Source organism: Streptococcus pseudopneumoniae (assembly GCF_001073085.1).
GTDB classification, from domain to species: Bacteria; Bacillota; Bacilli; order Lactobacillales; family Streptococcaceae; genus Streptococcus; species Streptococcus pseudopneumoniae_M.
Genome location: NZ_JVFV01000027.1, coordinates 45,383 through 57,818, shown reverse-complemented (window position 1 = coordinate 57,818; position 12,436 = coordinate 45,383). Strand labels below are relative to the sequence as shown.

Genomic DNA, 12,436 nt, shown 5'->3' with positions numbered 1-12,436 from the left:
AATCTCCGTTTCAGGAATGAACTAGAAAGGCTTCTCATTTAAAAATCCTTTAGCTCATCAAAGATTTCTATAAATTTTTCTTTGTCCATCCCTAAATCTTCAGGTAGTAAATCTAAGATCTCGACCAGAGCATCATAGATATCCTCTCTCTCGATTGTTTCAATAAAACAGTTACGCTTGTCCATTTTATTGAAACCTTGAGTATACTCTCTTATGAGAACTTCTACGTTTTTCATAGTGTTCTCATTGGGGTTTTCTAGAAGCTTTATAAGGCTTGATCTAGTTTTTCTATATAAAGAGGCTGCTTTTTTTGCGTTTGCTGTTGAAATATTCTCTTGTCCATCCCATGAGCGAAATGGATTATCTAGGTTTTGGGCTAGCCATTCAGCTTTCCTCGGTTTTGTTATCCAAAGATTCAGTCCCTTGTCCTGCTGTTTTTTATAATATTTTTTGGCTACTTTAGCTGCATCTTCTGGTAAGCTACTCATCCAAAACATGCTTAATTGAGGTAAATCTTCTGGTTTGGGGATATCCTCTGCAGTAAAACCAAACAAATCAACAGTTGAAAAATTGATTAATTCTTTTAACTCTGATAATTTATGGAAATTAAGAATATTACCAGGTTTCCCCCACAATCTCAATTCCCTAAGATTTGGATAGTTATTCAAGATTTGTGCAAAGTCTATTTCGAGGATGTTTGAACAATGGATAGCTCCTAAATCTTTTAATCCCAGCACCTTGGGTAGAGAGTTGTCAAGGTGTAATCGTAAGCTGGCTCCATGGTCTTTTACAAGTATCTGACAATTGTCGCTCATGTCTCCTAATAAGACTAGCTCCTCCAAATCATCGTTCAGTCTAAGTTCCTCTACGCCTGTCAAATCAATGGAAAGCCGATGTATGGATGTCTTAGAAAAATCCAGTTTTGTTTGTCCATGATTTTCAAGAACTAGTTCTGTAATAAAAGGAGTTGACTGCAAATACTTATATAAATTTTTGTGCCATCTCGTTAATGCCAACTTAGATAAACAAGGAAAGACCTTTAATTCTAATGCGTCTTCAAAAGGCGTCCACTCGTCATTGATATTGTGTTTAGAGATACGACACTCATTTCCTGCAAATGAAACTCTTTCCTGGCTTTTATCTGCTTTCTTAAATAAATCTCTTTTTTCTTTTGGTATTTCTTGCCATTTCAGTTGCCTATAAATATCGTAACCATTTCCCCAAAACATAGCATAAGTATTGGTGCTTTCAGTTGTTAATGGTGTTGTATTACCAATAAAAATATAATGTGACGGTACATGAATATCAACATTACTAAGATGTAAGTTTCTTTCCCAGTACATAAAATCTATATAGAGTGGCTTCAAAGAAGATAGTTCTTCTTCTCTAAGAGGTTGTTTTCCTGACCAGTCTAAAGACAGTAGGACAGCCTGCGGCTTTTTCTCCCCCTCTTCTATCTTGGTTATCTGACAAGCTGTGTATTTTTTTAGATGGAAATTGTAAACACAATAGACGTCCCCTGCTTTTGCTGGCATACAAATTTCTCCTTACATGATTCAATGGTCTTTGGTTAATCGAGATTTTTTATCCAATCAAAATTACTTAATGGCATTAAAACAATCATAAATGCAGACGTTTATAATTTCTACTTTAGCATCGCATCAACTATCAATTCCCAAAGTAATAATCTTTTATGTACTCAAATAGTGTTACTCCTAATAAATTGTAACCGGAGCTTTCCTAGCTTTATTATACCATTTTTGCGCGTAGGAACAGCAGTATGCTTGGTAAATCTATACTTTTTAAAATGTTGTGAAGATCCAAAAAAACCAGACTCAGTCTGGCTTGAAAAGTATGTTTATCTGTGGTAAATTCTAAAACCTTTTTAGAGGATTTTCTTAGTTTTATCTACCATAAAGAGGGAGATTGTCATGATGATATCAATGATGAGGAGAGCCATTACAGCTGGGACCCAGGATTGAAATATGTCAAAACTATAGCCAAACAGAGTTGGTCCAAATGCTGCTAGGATGTAACCACCGGTCTGGGCAAGTCCAGATAATTGGGCCGTTTTTTCAGGAGAGCTTGTTTTAATAGAGAAGCAAACCATGAGATAAGGAAAGAGAGCACTACAGGCTGTACCAATTAAGAGGTGGATTACCAGCCAGTAGAGGAAGTTATTGCTCGGGTATAGAAGCATAGCAATTCCAAGCATTCCAGCGAGAGAGATGACTGTCAGCATGATTTGACGGTGACGATTGGACAAACGAGTTGTTAAACTTGGAATGGTCATCGAGAAGGGAATACTAATCAGTGAAAAGATAGAAGCCAGAAGACCAGCGTCCGTATGAGATAGTCCAGCACTGATGGCCATGGTTGGTAACCAGGTCATACTGGTATAAAAGAGTAGGGATTGGAGTCCACCGAATACAATAATAGCCCAAACGTTCTTGTCTTTTAGAATGTTCTCTTTCTTTTGTTTTTTCTCATGTCCTTCTAGAAAATGATTGTGACGATGATTGGGGAACCAGACAGCTAAAGTGAGTAGGCAGACAAAGGATAGGCAGAGGATCAAGCCTTTCCAAGATGTCGCCTGAGTAATGGGAACAGAGAGATAGGAAGCAAGAGCTGTTGCGATTCCCATGGAAGTCACATAAACCGTCGTTAGGAGACTAATCTTTTGTGGATAGTTGGCCTGAATGGCGCTAGGAAGGAGTACGTTAAAAATAGCGATACTTGCTCCGATGAGTAAAGTTCCCAGATAGAGTAGAGGAAGATTGAAGATGCGAATCACTGAACCGATTGTCAAGACAAGGAGACTATAGGTAAAAAGGTGCTCAAGTCCAATCTTTTGAGCCAAACGGGTCGCAAAAGAGGAGAAAAGAGCAAACATTAAGAGAGGAAGGCTGGTCAAAACTCCAAGTGAGCTGACCTCAACTCCTAAACCTTGAGCAATATCTCCTAAAATAGTCGGTAAGGCCGTAAAAGGAGCTCTTAAGACCGCTCCTATTAAGATAATTCCTAGAATAAAAAAGAGTGATCGTTTTTTCATGTGAACCTCAATAAACTGATTTTGATAACAGCTTATTTTAAGTTTTTTTCTAAGAGATGTCAAGCTAGAGCAGGGAGATTCGGTGTTTTACTTAAACTAAATAAAAGTAAAGAAGGACGAGTTGTTTACTAGTTTTTTTCTGGGATTCAAATAAAAATAGGAAAGTCAGGAAATTTGTGATAAAATAGTGAAAGAAAATATATAAATTGGAGAAAAACTGTGTCTGAAAATAGGAAATTTAGCGTCTTAATGTCAGTCTACATCAAAGAAAATCCTGTCTTTTTGGAAGAGGCTGTAAAAAGTATCTTACATCAAACGCTCAAACCTAGTGAAGTGGTTATCGTTGAAGACGGTCCACTGACACCTGAACTATATCAAGTGTTGGAAAAGTTGGCAGCACAGTCAAGTATTCCAATCAAACGTTGTCCGCTTGAGCAAAATCGCGGCTTAGGTTTGGCGCTTCAGTACGGTGTCTTACAGTGCCAATATGACGTCATTGCTCGTATGGATACAGATGATATTGCAGTTGAAGACCGTTTCGAACAACAGTTTGACTTGATGGAAAAGGAAAACTTGGACTTGCTGGGAGGTCATATCGCAGAATTTATTGACCAACCTGATGAAATAGTGTCCTATCGTCGCGTTCCTATCAAGCACGAAGAGATTATCGCCTACCAACGCATGAGAAGTGCCTTCAATCACATGACGGTCATGTTCAAAAAAGAGATGGTTTTAAAAGCAGGCAACTATGAAGATGGCCTTTATATGGAAGATGATCTCCTTTGGCTCAATATGATTAGCGCTGGTGCTCGAACTGGAAATGTGGATCAGATTCTTTGTAAGGTGCGCGTGGGAGCGGGGATGTTTGAACGCCGTGGTGGTCTTCGTTATCTCAAACTCTATCGCCAAGCACGTCAAAGAATGCATGCGCGTGGACAGATTTCTTATGGTGAATATCTGAAAAGTGTTTTAATCCAAGTTGTCGTTGCCCTATGTCCAGGCTTTTTGCGACAGTTTATATTTTTAAAACTATTGAGAAAAAGCAAATAGCTCATCAGTTTAAAAAAACATCTTGTAATTACTAGAAAATGTGACTTTGTGTAGGAGGATACCATTCACATGAATAAAAAAATGACAGATTATGTAATTGATCTGGTTGAAGTGTTAAATAAACAACAAAAACAAGTCTTTTGGGGGATTTTTGATGCTGCCAGCATGATTTCCTCAATCATTGTTTCTTATATCTTGTTTTATGGATTGATCAATCCAGCTCCTGTGGACTATGTCATCTATACAAGTTTGACCTTCCTTTTCTATCAAATCATGATTGGATTCTGGGGGCTCAATGCTAGTATTAGTCGCTATAGCAAAATCACAGACTTTATGAAGATATTCATCGGAGTAAGTGTCAGTAGTGTCTTGTCTTATCTTCTTTGTTATGCCTTCTTGCCACTTTTCTCTGTGCGCTTTATTGTCCTCTTTATCTTGTTGACAACCTTCTTGATTCTCTTCCCTCGTATCACTTGGCAGTTGATCTATTCTAGACGTAAAAAGAGTGATGGAGAAGGGGAACATCGTCGTACCTTCTTGATTGGTGCGGGAGACGGTGGAGCTCTCTTTATGAACAGCTACCAGCATCCTACGAGTGATCTTGAGTTAGTGGGTATTTTGGACAATGATGAAAAGAAAAAAGGTCAAAAACTAGGAGGAATCCCAGTCTTAGGATCTTATGAACAGTTACCAGAACTCTCAAAACGTCATCAGATTGAAAAAGTTATCGTTGCGATTCCTTCTCTTGATCCATCCGAGTATGAGCGTATCCTAAAAATGTGTAACCAACTTGGCTTGAAGTGTTATAAGATGCCCAAGATTGAGTCGGTTGTACAAGGATTGCATCCTCAGGTAGGTGGTTTCCAAAAAATCGATATTACGGACCTTTTGGGACGTAAAGAAATTCAACTAGATGAGTCACGCCTAGGCTCAGAAATTACTGGAAAAACCATCTTAGTGACAGGTGCAGGAGGTTCTATCGGGTCTGAGATTTGCCGTCAGGTTAGTCGCTTTAATCCAGAGCGCGTGGTTCTCTTGGGGCATGGGGAAAACTCCATTTATCTGATCTATCATGAATTGATTCGTAGCTTCCAAGGAATTGACTATGTTCCTGTGATTGCAGACATCCAAGACTACGATCGCTTGCTTCAAGTATTTGAGCAGTACCAACCAGCCATTGTTTACCATGCTGCTGCCCATAAGCACGTGCCAATGATGGAACGTAATCCAAAAGAAGCCTTTAAGAATAATATCCTCGGAACTTACAATGTTGCCAAGGCAGTTGACGCCGCTAAGGTACCGAAGATGGTCATGATTTCGACAGATAAGGCTGTTAATCCACCAAATGTTATGGGAGCTACCAAACGTGTGGCAGAGTTGATTGTTACAGGATTTAACCAACGTAGCCAGTCTACCTATTGTGCGGTTCGTTTTGGGAATGTTCTTGGTAGCCGTGGTAGTGTGATTCCAGTCTTTGAGCGTCAGATTGCAGAGGGTGGTCCAGTGACTGTGACAGACTTCCGTATGACTCGTTACTTTATGACCATTCCAGAAGCTAGCCGTTTAGTGATCCATGCAGGAGCTTATGCTAAAGATGGAGAAGTTTTTATCCTTGATATGGGCAAACCAGTTAAGATTTATGATTTGGCCAAGAAAATGGTTCTTCTCAGTGGACGTACTGAAAATGAAATTCCAATTGTAGAAGTGGGAATCCGTCCAGGTGAGAAACTCTATGAGGAGTTGTTGGTATCTACTGAATTGGTTGATAATCAAGTCATGGATAAGATTTTTGTTGGTAAAGTTAATGTCATGCCACTTGAAGTTATAGATCAAAAGATTGAAGAATTCCGTATCTTGCAAGGTTCAGAGTTGAAGCAAGCCATTATTGGTTTTGCAAATGAAACAACTCACACTCATTAAAAAAGAAAAAGGTATGATTCCTATCTTCATGTTAAAAGCAAGTGGAATCATACCTTTTATGATAACGAATGGTCCTTTACCGATTTTTATACGAACTTGTTATTGTTGAACATTTATGGTAAACTAAATTTATACTATTTGAAAATCAAAGTAAATAAGGTCTGTGTTGTTTTACTGTACTTAGATATGGTTTATAACTGACTTTCTGATTTGTTTTTCAATTTTCATGGAGTATGAATTAAAAAATTTGGGAGTAACTTATGATTAACGCATATAAGAATTTCTTTAAAGGTTATGTAGATTTTACAGGCCGTTCAACACGCTCAGAATATTGGTGGATTTGGCTAGGAAATATGATTCTTTATATTCCTTTCTTCTTCACATACGGAAATGCTATAGCTAATCCACGAAATGAGAGTGCTCTAGTGGCTTTGGGTGGAATTGCTATTATCTATATGATTTTCGGTATAGCACTTTTCTTACCTGGACTTGCATTGACAGTTCGTCGACTACGTGATGCTGGTTTCCACTGGGCTCTAATCTTTATCATTTTTATTCCCATGGTTGGACCTCTTGCTCTTTTAGTTTTGTTAGCTATGCCAACGAAACAAGTAGAAGTAGTGACCATCAATGAAACTGAAGAAGTTGTAGAAGTTTCACCATTCGAAGAATCAGACAAAAACTAAGAAGTTTAGGTTTTGCAAGTGAAACTGTTTTAGAGTTTTCTTTATATTGTTAGGCAAATATCTAACACTCCCATATCTAAAATAGATTTGGGAGTGTTTTAGAACAATGAGGCTGCTTTATAGTATACAGTTGTTAAAAAGGAGAAATATCTTGTTTAGGGCTTATATAAATCTTTTGAAAGGTTATGTAGAGTTTGTAGGACGCTCAACACGTCCAGAGTATTGGTGGGTTTGGCTGATGAATCATATCTTGTTCCTACCCCTGTATATCCTTATCTTCAATAAAGAGATAAACCAAGGTCCTTCTCTGAACTTTACTTTAGTTATATTGGTTGTTAGTATTTATGCCATTTTGGCTCTACTCTTTTTGTTGCTACTTTAGCGTTAAAGATTCGACGTTTGCGTGATGGAGGTTTCCACTGGGCCTTTATCTTCCTTCACTTTGTTCCAATGGTCGGACGTTTTGCTCTATTAGTTCTGCTAGCGATACCAAGTAAGGAAGTAGAAATAGTAACAATCAATAGACCTAAAGAAGTTGAAAACGAAGAAGCTACCCCCTTTGAATAATTGGACGAATACGGGGAGTGTCATTCTCCTCATTAAGATCAGACAAAAAGCTCCCAAACCTAACTTTTAGGCTGGGAGTCTTTTGTTTAACGTTTTAATTGTAGATGCTGTAAAATGTCTGCCGGGTGGTGAGCAACCCAGTCAGGTTGATAGGTTAGGAGTTCTTTCTCGTCACCGAATCCCCAAGTCACTGCTAGTTTTTTAATGCCAGTTTCTTGGGCGCCAATCATATCAAACTTGGTATCTCCAACAATAACCACTTTTTCTGGAGCTAAATCATGTGTTGTTAAAGCTTGACGAATAACATCTGCCTTGTGCAGTGCTTGAGGGTTAGAACCATAGATACCATCAAAGAATTGATTGATCTCAAAGTTGCTTGTCATATCAATTGCAGTTGGTGTATTCTTCGTAGTAGTGATATAGAGTGGGTATTGTTGAGCTAGTTCAGTTAGCAGGTCTTTGATTTGTGGAAAGAGCTGGGCTTCGTAAACTCCCTTTTCTTTATAGTAGAAACGATAAAGCTGGATAGCTGTCTCAATTTGATCTGTAGGGAGACAACTAGCGAAACTAGTTTCCAAAGGAGGTCCCATAAAACCACGGATGGTTTTGGCACCAGGACTAGAAATTCCAAGTTGGTCAAAGGTATAGGTGAAACCATTGTGAATTCCGATAGAACTATCCACAAGTGTTCCATCTAAATCGAAAAAAATAGCGGAAATTGATGACATATACTCTCCTAGTTATTTTGAAATTATTCGCCGAAGATTTCTTTTTGAAGGCGACGACCTGTAGGTGTGGCAGCGAGCCCCCCTTCAGCAGTTTCACGAAAGGCAGTTGGTAGGCTAGATCCTACTTGATACATGGCGTCAATGACCTCATCAACTGGAATTTTGGATTCAATACCAGCCAGAGCCATATCGGCTGCGATGAAGGCGAAGCTGGCTCCCATGGCATTCCGCTTGACACAAGGAACTTCAACCAAACCTGCAACGGGGTCACAGATTAGGCCGAGCATATTTTTGATAACGAAGGCGATAGCCTGGCTGGCCTGATAAGGTGTTCCACCTGCAGCTAGAGTTAGGGCAGCGGCACTCATGGCTGAAGCTGAACCGACTTCGGCCTGGCAGCCACCTTCGGCTCCCGAGATAGAAGCGTTGTTAGCAATCACGAGTCCAAAAGCACCTGCAGCGAATAAGAAGTCTAGTTGTTGTTCATGAGTTAGATTGAGTTTTTGAATAGCAGATGTGAGAATTGCGGGAAGACAACCTGCGCTACCTGCGGTCGGTGTCGCACAAACCAGTCCCATCTTGGCATTGTGTTCATTAACGGCGATAGCATTACGGGCGGCAGACAAGACAGTGAAGTCTGATAGGGTCTTTCCTTTTTTGATGTAGTGGTCAAGCTTGGCAGCATCTCCACCTGTCAAACCGCTACGAGATTTCTTCTCGCTAAGTCCGAGTTCTACAGAAGCCTTCATGACTTCAAGGTTGCGCTCCATGAGAAGGAGAACTTCTTCACGTTCACGACCGGTTAGCTCAAACTCGGTCGTAATCATGAGTTCAGCAACATTGCCTTGAAAACCAAGTTCGGCTTGTTGGACTAATTCTTTGATAGAGTAAAACATATTTTCTCCTATTGAAAGAAGTTGACATTATGCAGATGAGGAATTTTGCGAATCTCTTCGATAGATTCTTCACAGTTGCGACTATCAACTTCGATAATCATAATGGCTTTCTCGCCAGCTTTTTCTCGGGTTACATTCATTTGGGCGATGTTAATGTTAAAGCGAGAGAGGGCCTCTGTTACGTGAGCAATCATACCTGGAACATCTTGATGAACGATGATGATGGTAGGAGTATTCATGTTAAGGGATACGGCAAAACCATTAAGCTCTGTCACCTGGATGTTACCACCGCCGATTGAAATTCCTGTCACACTGATGGTCTTGTTCTCATTCTTAACAGTGATTTTCGTAGTATTTGGGTGAGGGGCGTTACTGTCTTTCTGGATAGTCCAGACTATTTTGATGCCACGCTTGTGGGCGATTTCTAAACTATTTGGAATTTCTGGATCATCTGTGTCCATTCCCAAGATTCCAGCGACAAGGGCTAGGTCAGTTCCATGCCCGCGATAGGTTTTTGCAAAAGAATTAAAAAGCTGGAACTCAACCTCGGTTGGAGTATCGTCAAAGATAGAAGAGACGATTTTACCGATACGAACAGCTCCTGCCGTGTGACTACTAGATGGGCCAATCATGACTGGTCCAATGATATCAAAGACAGATTGAAAACGAAGTGATTGCATCTGTTTCCCCTTAAAAAGATTCTTAACTCTATTATATCAAAGATTAGATGCAAGCGCTCAATTCCATGATCAAATATCTAAAATCCCCATAAAGCCTCTAAAATCAAGCCTTTTGTAACAAAAAGAGGCTATTTAAGTGAAATAAAACATCGTCTTGTAACATTTCTACATAAAACCGTCAAGAAACAGTAATAATAGTAGGGTATGATGGAAATATAAGAAAGAAGGAGAATCTTTTAATATGAAATCAACAACTAACAAAATTAAAACAGGACTTGTAGGAGTGGTAGCAGCGCTTGCTTTCCTTGCACCATCACTTACTTTTGCACAAGAAACAACAACTTACACAGTAAAATCAGGTGACACTCTATCAGGAATCGCTGAAAAATACAATACAACTGTTGAAAAATTGGCAGAAAAAAATAAGATTAAAGATATTCATTTGATCTATGTAGACCAAGTATTGGTTATTGATGGTGAAGCACCAGCAACTTCAGCTGCGACAGCAGAAGCTCCAGTAGCAGCACCAGCAGCTTCTGAAGCAACAACTTATGAAGCGCCAGCAGCAAGCGTAACTGTTGCAGAAGAAACTGTTGCTACAACAGAAACTTCAGCATCAACTTCAACCGTCAGCGGATCTGAAGCAGAAGCTAAAGAATGGATCGCTCAAAAAGAATCAGGCGGTAGCTACACAGCTACAAACGGACGTTACATCGGACGTTACCAATTGACAGATTCATACTTGAACGGTGACTACTCAGCAGAAAACCAAGAACGTGTAGCAGATGCCTACGTTGCAGGACGTTACGGTTCATGGTCAGCTGCTAAAAACTTCTGGCTTAACAACGGTTGGTACTAAGAACTAACTAGCAGAATAAGATGCAAAAGTCGAGGGATTTCCTCGACTTTTTTATATTTCCTTTGCTTGATAACAGGTCTCTACTTCCTTTTTGAGGTGAGATAGCATTGAGGTTTCATCAGTTAACTCCAGAAGGGAGAAGCCCTTTTGAATAAGATGATCATTACTAGTACAAATACCTATTCGAACATAGGCGATAGCTAAAATATCGTATCTTTTCTTTTTCTTAGCATCCTCTAGTAAGGTGTAGCAGATTTGTTGACAGGTATTTTTATCTTAATTGTACAAGTAAATGGTGGACAGATTGAGTAGGATTGCCATTCGTAATTCATATAAATGCCGATAGTTTTTATATTCTTCCAAGCGCTGCAAGATTTGTTCAGTGATCAGATGGAGGTGTTCGATGGGAAAGCTAAAAAGGATGGTATTGAGGATTTTTAGGTCACTTTCATACCATGTATCTTGTTTTTCAATTTTTTCCCAAAGCTTTTTGACCGTTTGTTTCACTTGGATTGAAAGTTGCCTTGTTCCATGTTGACGGATATAAATGACAATTTCCAGCATATCTCTGATTTCCTCTATAGGGATATCGTGATGAATCTTAAGATAGTCTTGGCATGTTTCAAATAAATTGACTAGACTACTGGTACCAAAGATGGAACTTGTATTGAGATAGGTTTGCATGATTTCTGTTCGCTGGCTCGGTCTATAGAGATGGCAGATGTATTCAAACTCTTCAAAACTCATATTGATTTGACGGAGAAGAAACTCCATGTTTTCATATTTGGGAGTTGCCTTGCCACTTTCAAACTTGGAAAGGCTGGTTCTTGAAAGGACATTTCCACAGACCTCTTCTTGTGTCAATCCTTTTGACTCACGTATTTCTTTATATACTTTCCCGAAATCATAGCGCATGATTTTCTCCTTTTCGTGAAAAAAGTTAACAAATAATAAAATCCTATTAAAAATATTGTATCATAAGAATATAGAAATTAAATATGGGGTATCATGTAGCTAGAAAATAAAGATTGGAGGTTGTTTCAATGCGTAAAAATAGAGATATATTTCGGGTAATCATTGTCTTTGTGGTAGGGGTTATGTTGATTCTAGCAACCCCAGTGTTATTTAGAGTTGTTATAGAACTACTGTCAAAATAAAATCTGCATTGAGTAGATTCATTAGGATCTCAAATCTTTACATGTTTCATCAATTTCTTTTAGTTAGAAGTCCGATTTTTCATTTACCATATTTATATTCATAGAAATTCTAGTCAAGAAAGTAAAGTGGATATCATGAGAAGAAAATAAGAAAGGTGATTTTATCTATAGTAGGTAGAATCTAAAAAAAAAATTATGACTCATTTAAAATTTTATATCAAATCCGTTCTTTGTTCATTGGTATTGTTTATCCTTTTAATTCTTTTTATTAAAAATATATATTACCCTGCTCTAAAGATAACTATTGAAGTTATTATGACGTTTTCGATAGGTAGTCTTTTTTATGCCATTTTTTGTAAAACAAATCGTGCTGCTTTTCTGCCAATTTCGGTTGTTTTATTTTTGCTGACACTCTATTTGCTGGGAGGATAGTATTTTAGCAGGAATTTTGTCAGTTTGCATTTTTTCTTGGAGAAATTCTGACGATTGAAATCTTAGTGGCTTTAAGTGGAGTAAATTTGCTATCAAGATTTTTCAAAAAAAAGAGAAGTCAATAGAGTTGTTAATGGATTATTAAGACGAAAGGTAAAATTGGGATATTTAAAATGAAACATTTTTTTGCTGGAATTGGTGAAATAAACTTTATAAATTATCTATTGTATATGTGTGTAGGACTAGCCCCTCTTTTTCATATATATGTCATAGGTTCGGAAATGAGTTTTGTGAAAATAGTATTACCTATTTTGGGAATTATATTTGTTTGTATTTTAACTATTGCTCGAATTTATAGGACTTTTTTCTATAAAGAATAGTTTGGAATGAATAAGTGTCTTATGCAAGA

At 38.3% G+C, this 12,436-nt stretch carries 10 protein-coding genes and 2 pseudogenes; 6 read left to right on the top strand and 6 right to left on the bottom strand.

The window, feature by feature from the left end; genetic code table 11:
* Positions 1–38: 38 nt before the first annotated feature.
* Positions 39–1,535: a hypothetical protein gene (locus ADH90_RS05670; protein WP_049530312.1), complete on the bottom strand. Its 1,497-nt coding sequence runs from the start codon at positions 1,533–1,535 to the stop codon at positions 39–41.
* Between the two features lie 350 nt (positions 1,536–1,885).
* The gene (locus ADH90_RS05665; RefSeq protein ID WP_049530311.1) at positions 1,886–3,052 is read right to left on the bottom strand and encodes a CynX/NimT family MFS transporter; all 1,167 of its coding nucleotides are present in this window, start codon (positions 3,050–3,052) and stop codon (positions 1,886–1,888) included.
* A 249-nt stretch (positions 3,053–3,301) separates the two neighbouring features.
* On the opposite strand from ADH90_RS05665, the gene ADH90_RS05660 reads away from it, so the two are divergent.
* The 4 genes and pseudogenes from ADH90_RS05660 to ADH90_RS11805 all read left to right on the top strand — a co-directional run bounded on the left by ADH90_RS05660 (position 3,302) and on the right by ADH90_RS11805 (position 7,275).
* Positions 3,302–4,102 (top strand): glycosyltransferase, encoded by an 801-nt coding sequence (locus ADH90_RS05660; RefSeq protein ID WP_414717259.1) that lies wholly within the window; start codon positions 3,302–3,304, stop codon positions 4,100–4,102.
* Positions 4,103–4,171: 69 nt separating this feature from the next.
* Positions 4,172–6,022 carry a nucleoside-diphosphate sugar epimerase/dehydratase gene (locus tag ADH90_RS05655; protein ID WP_049530309.1) on the top strand — a complete coding sequence of 617 codons (1,851 nt, stop codon included), beginning with the start codon at positions 4,172–4,174 and terminating at the stop codon, positions 6,020–6,022.
* A gap of 260 nt (positions 6,023–6,282) precedes the next feature.
* Positions 6,283–6,708 carry a DUF805 domain-containing protein gene (locus tag ADH90_RS05650; RefSeq protein WP_049530308.1) on the top strand — a complete coding sequence of 142 codons (426 nt, stop codon included), beginning with the start codon at positions 6,283–6,285 and terminating at the stop codon, positions 6,706–6,708.
* A gap of 151 nt (positions 6,709–6,859) precedes the next feature.
* Positions 6,860–7,275 (top strand): annotated as a pseudogene (locus ADH90_RS11805) (DUF805 domain-containing protein).
* A gap of 86 nt (positions 7,276–7,361) precedes the next feature.
* On the opposite strand, the gene ADH90_RS05640 reads toward ADH90_RS11805, so the two are convergent.
* The 3 genes from ADH90_RS05640 to sdaAB are packed head-to-tail and all read right to left on the bottom strand — an operon-like array spanning position 7,362 to position 9,579.
* Positions 7,362–8,003, bottom strand: coding sequence for an HAD hydrolase-like protein (locus tag ADH90_RS05640; protein WP_049530307.1), 642 nt, complete (start codon positions 8,001–8,003; stop codon positions 7,362–7,364).
* 23 nt (positions 8,004–8,026) lie between these two features.
* A complete protein-coding gene (gene sdaAA / locus ADH90_RS05635; protein WP_049530306.1) occupies positions 8,027–8,899 on the bottom strand; it encodes an L-serine ammonia-lyase, iron-sulfur-dependent, subunit alpha in 873 nt (290 codons plus the stop codon).
* 8 nt (positions 8,900–8,907) lie between these two features.
* On the bottom strand, positions 8,908–9,579 hold the full coding sequence (gene sdaAB, locus ADH90_RS05630) for an L-serine ammonia-lyase, iron-sulfur-dependent subunit beta (RefSeq protein WP_049530305.1): 672 nt from the start codon (positions 9,577–9,579) through the stop codon (positions 8,908–8,910).
* 241 nt (positions 9,580–9,820) lie between these two features.
* Here sdaAB and ADH90_RS05625 point away from each other — a divergent pair, with 241 nt between their 5' ends.
* On the top strand, positions 9,821–10,438 hold the full coding sequence (locus ADH90_RS05625; RefSeq protein ID WP_049530304.1) for a LysM peptidoglycan-binding domain-containing protein: 618 nt from the start codon (positions 9,821–9,823) through the stop codon (positions 10,436–10,438).
* Between the two features lie 51 nt (positions 10,439–10,489).
* Here the strand turns inward: ADH90_RS05625 and ADH90_RS05620 are convergent.
* Positions 10,490–11,353 (bottom strand): annotated as a pseudogene (locus ADH90_RS05620) (helix-turn-helix domain-containing protein).
* Between the two features lie 847 nt (positions 11,354–12,200).
* On the opposite strand from ADH90_RS05620, the gene ADH90_RS11580 reads away from it, so the two are divergent.
* Entirely contained in the window at positions 12,201–12,407 is a 207-nt protein-coding gene (locus tag ADH90_RS11580; RefSeq protein ID WP_080982627.1) for a hypothetical protein, read from the top strand.
* Positions 12,408–12,436: the final 29 nt, after the last annotated feature.

What these genes read in the sequence shown, in the direction of transcription:
- ADH90_RS05625 (WP_049530304.1), top strand. Translation starts at nt 9,821, where the DNA reads ATGAAATCAACAACTAACAAAATTAAAACAGGACTTGTAGGAGTGGTA.
- ADH90_RS11580 (WP_080982627.1), top strand. Translation starts at nt 12,201, where the DNA reads ATGAAACATTTTTTTGCTGGAATTGGTGAAATAAACTTTATAAATTAT.
- ADH90_RS05640 (WP_049530307.1), bottom strand. Translation starts at nt 8,003, where the DNA reads ATGTCATCAATTTCCGCTATTTTTTTCGATTTAGATGGAACACTTGTG.
- ADH90_RS05655 (WP_049530309.1), top strand. Translation starts at nt 4,172, where the DNA reads ATGAATAAAAAAATGACAGATTATGTAATTGATCTGGTTGAAGTGTTA.
- ADH90_RS05650 (WP_049530308.1), top strand. Translation starts at nt 6,283, where the DNA reads ATGATTAACGCATATAAGAATTTCTTTAAAGGTTATGTAGATTTTACA.
- sdaAA (WP_049530306.1), bottom strand. Translation starts at nt 8,899, where the DNA reads ATGTTTTACTCTATCAAAGAATTAGTCCAACAAGCCGAACTTGGTTTT.
- ADH90_RS05660 (WP_414717259.1), top strand. Translation starts at nt 3,302, where the DNA reads ATGTCAGTCTACATCAAAGAAAATCCTGTCTTTTTGGAAGAGGCTGTA.
- sdaAB (WP_049530305.1), bottom strand. Translation starts at nt 9,579, where the DNA reads ATGCAATCACTTCGTTTTCAATCTGTCTTTGATATCATTGGACCAGTC.
- ADH90_RS05670 (WP_049530312.1), bottom strand. Translation starts at nt 1,535, where the DNA reads ATGCCAGCAAAAGCAGGGGACGTCTATTGTGTTTACAATTTCCATCTA.
- ADH90_RS05665 (WP_049530311.1), bottom strand. Translation starts at nt 3,052, where the DNA reads ATGAAAAAACGATCACTCTTTTTTATTCTAGGAATTATCTTAATAGGA.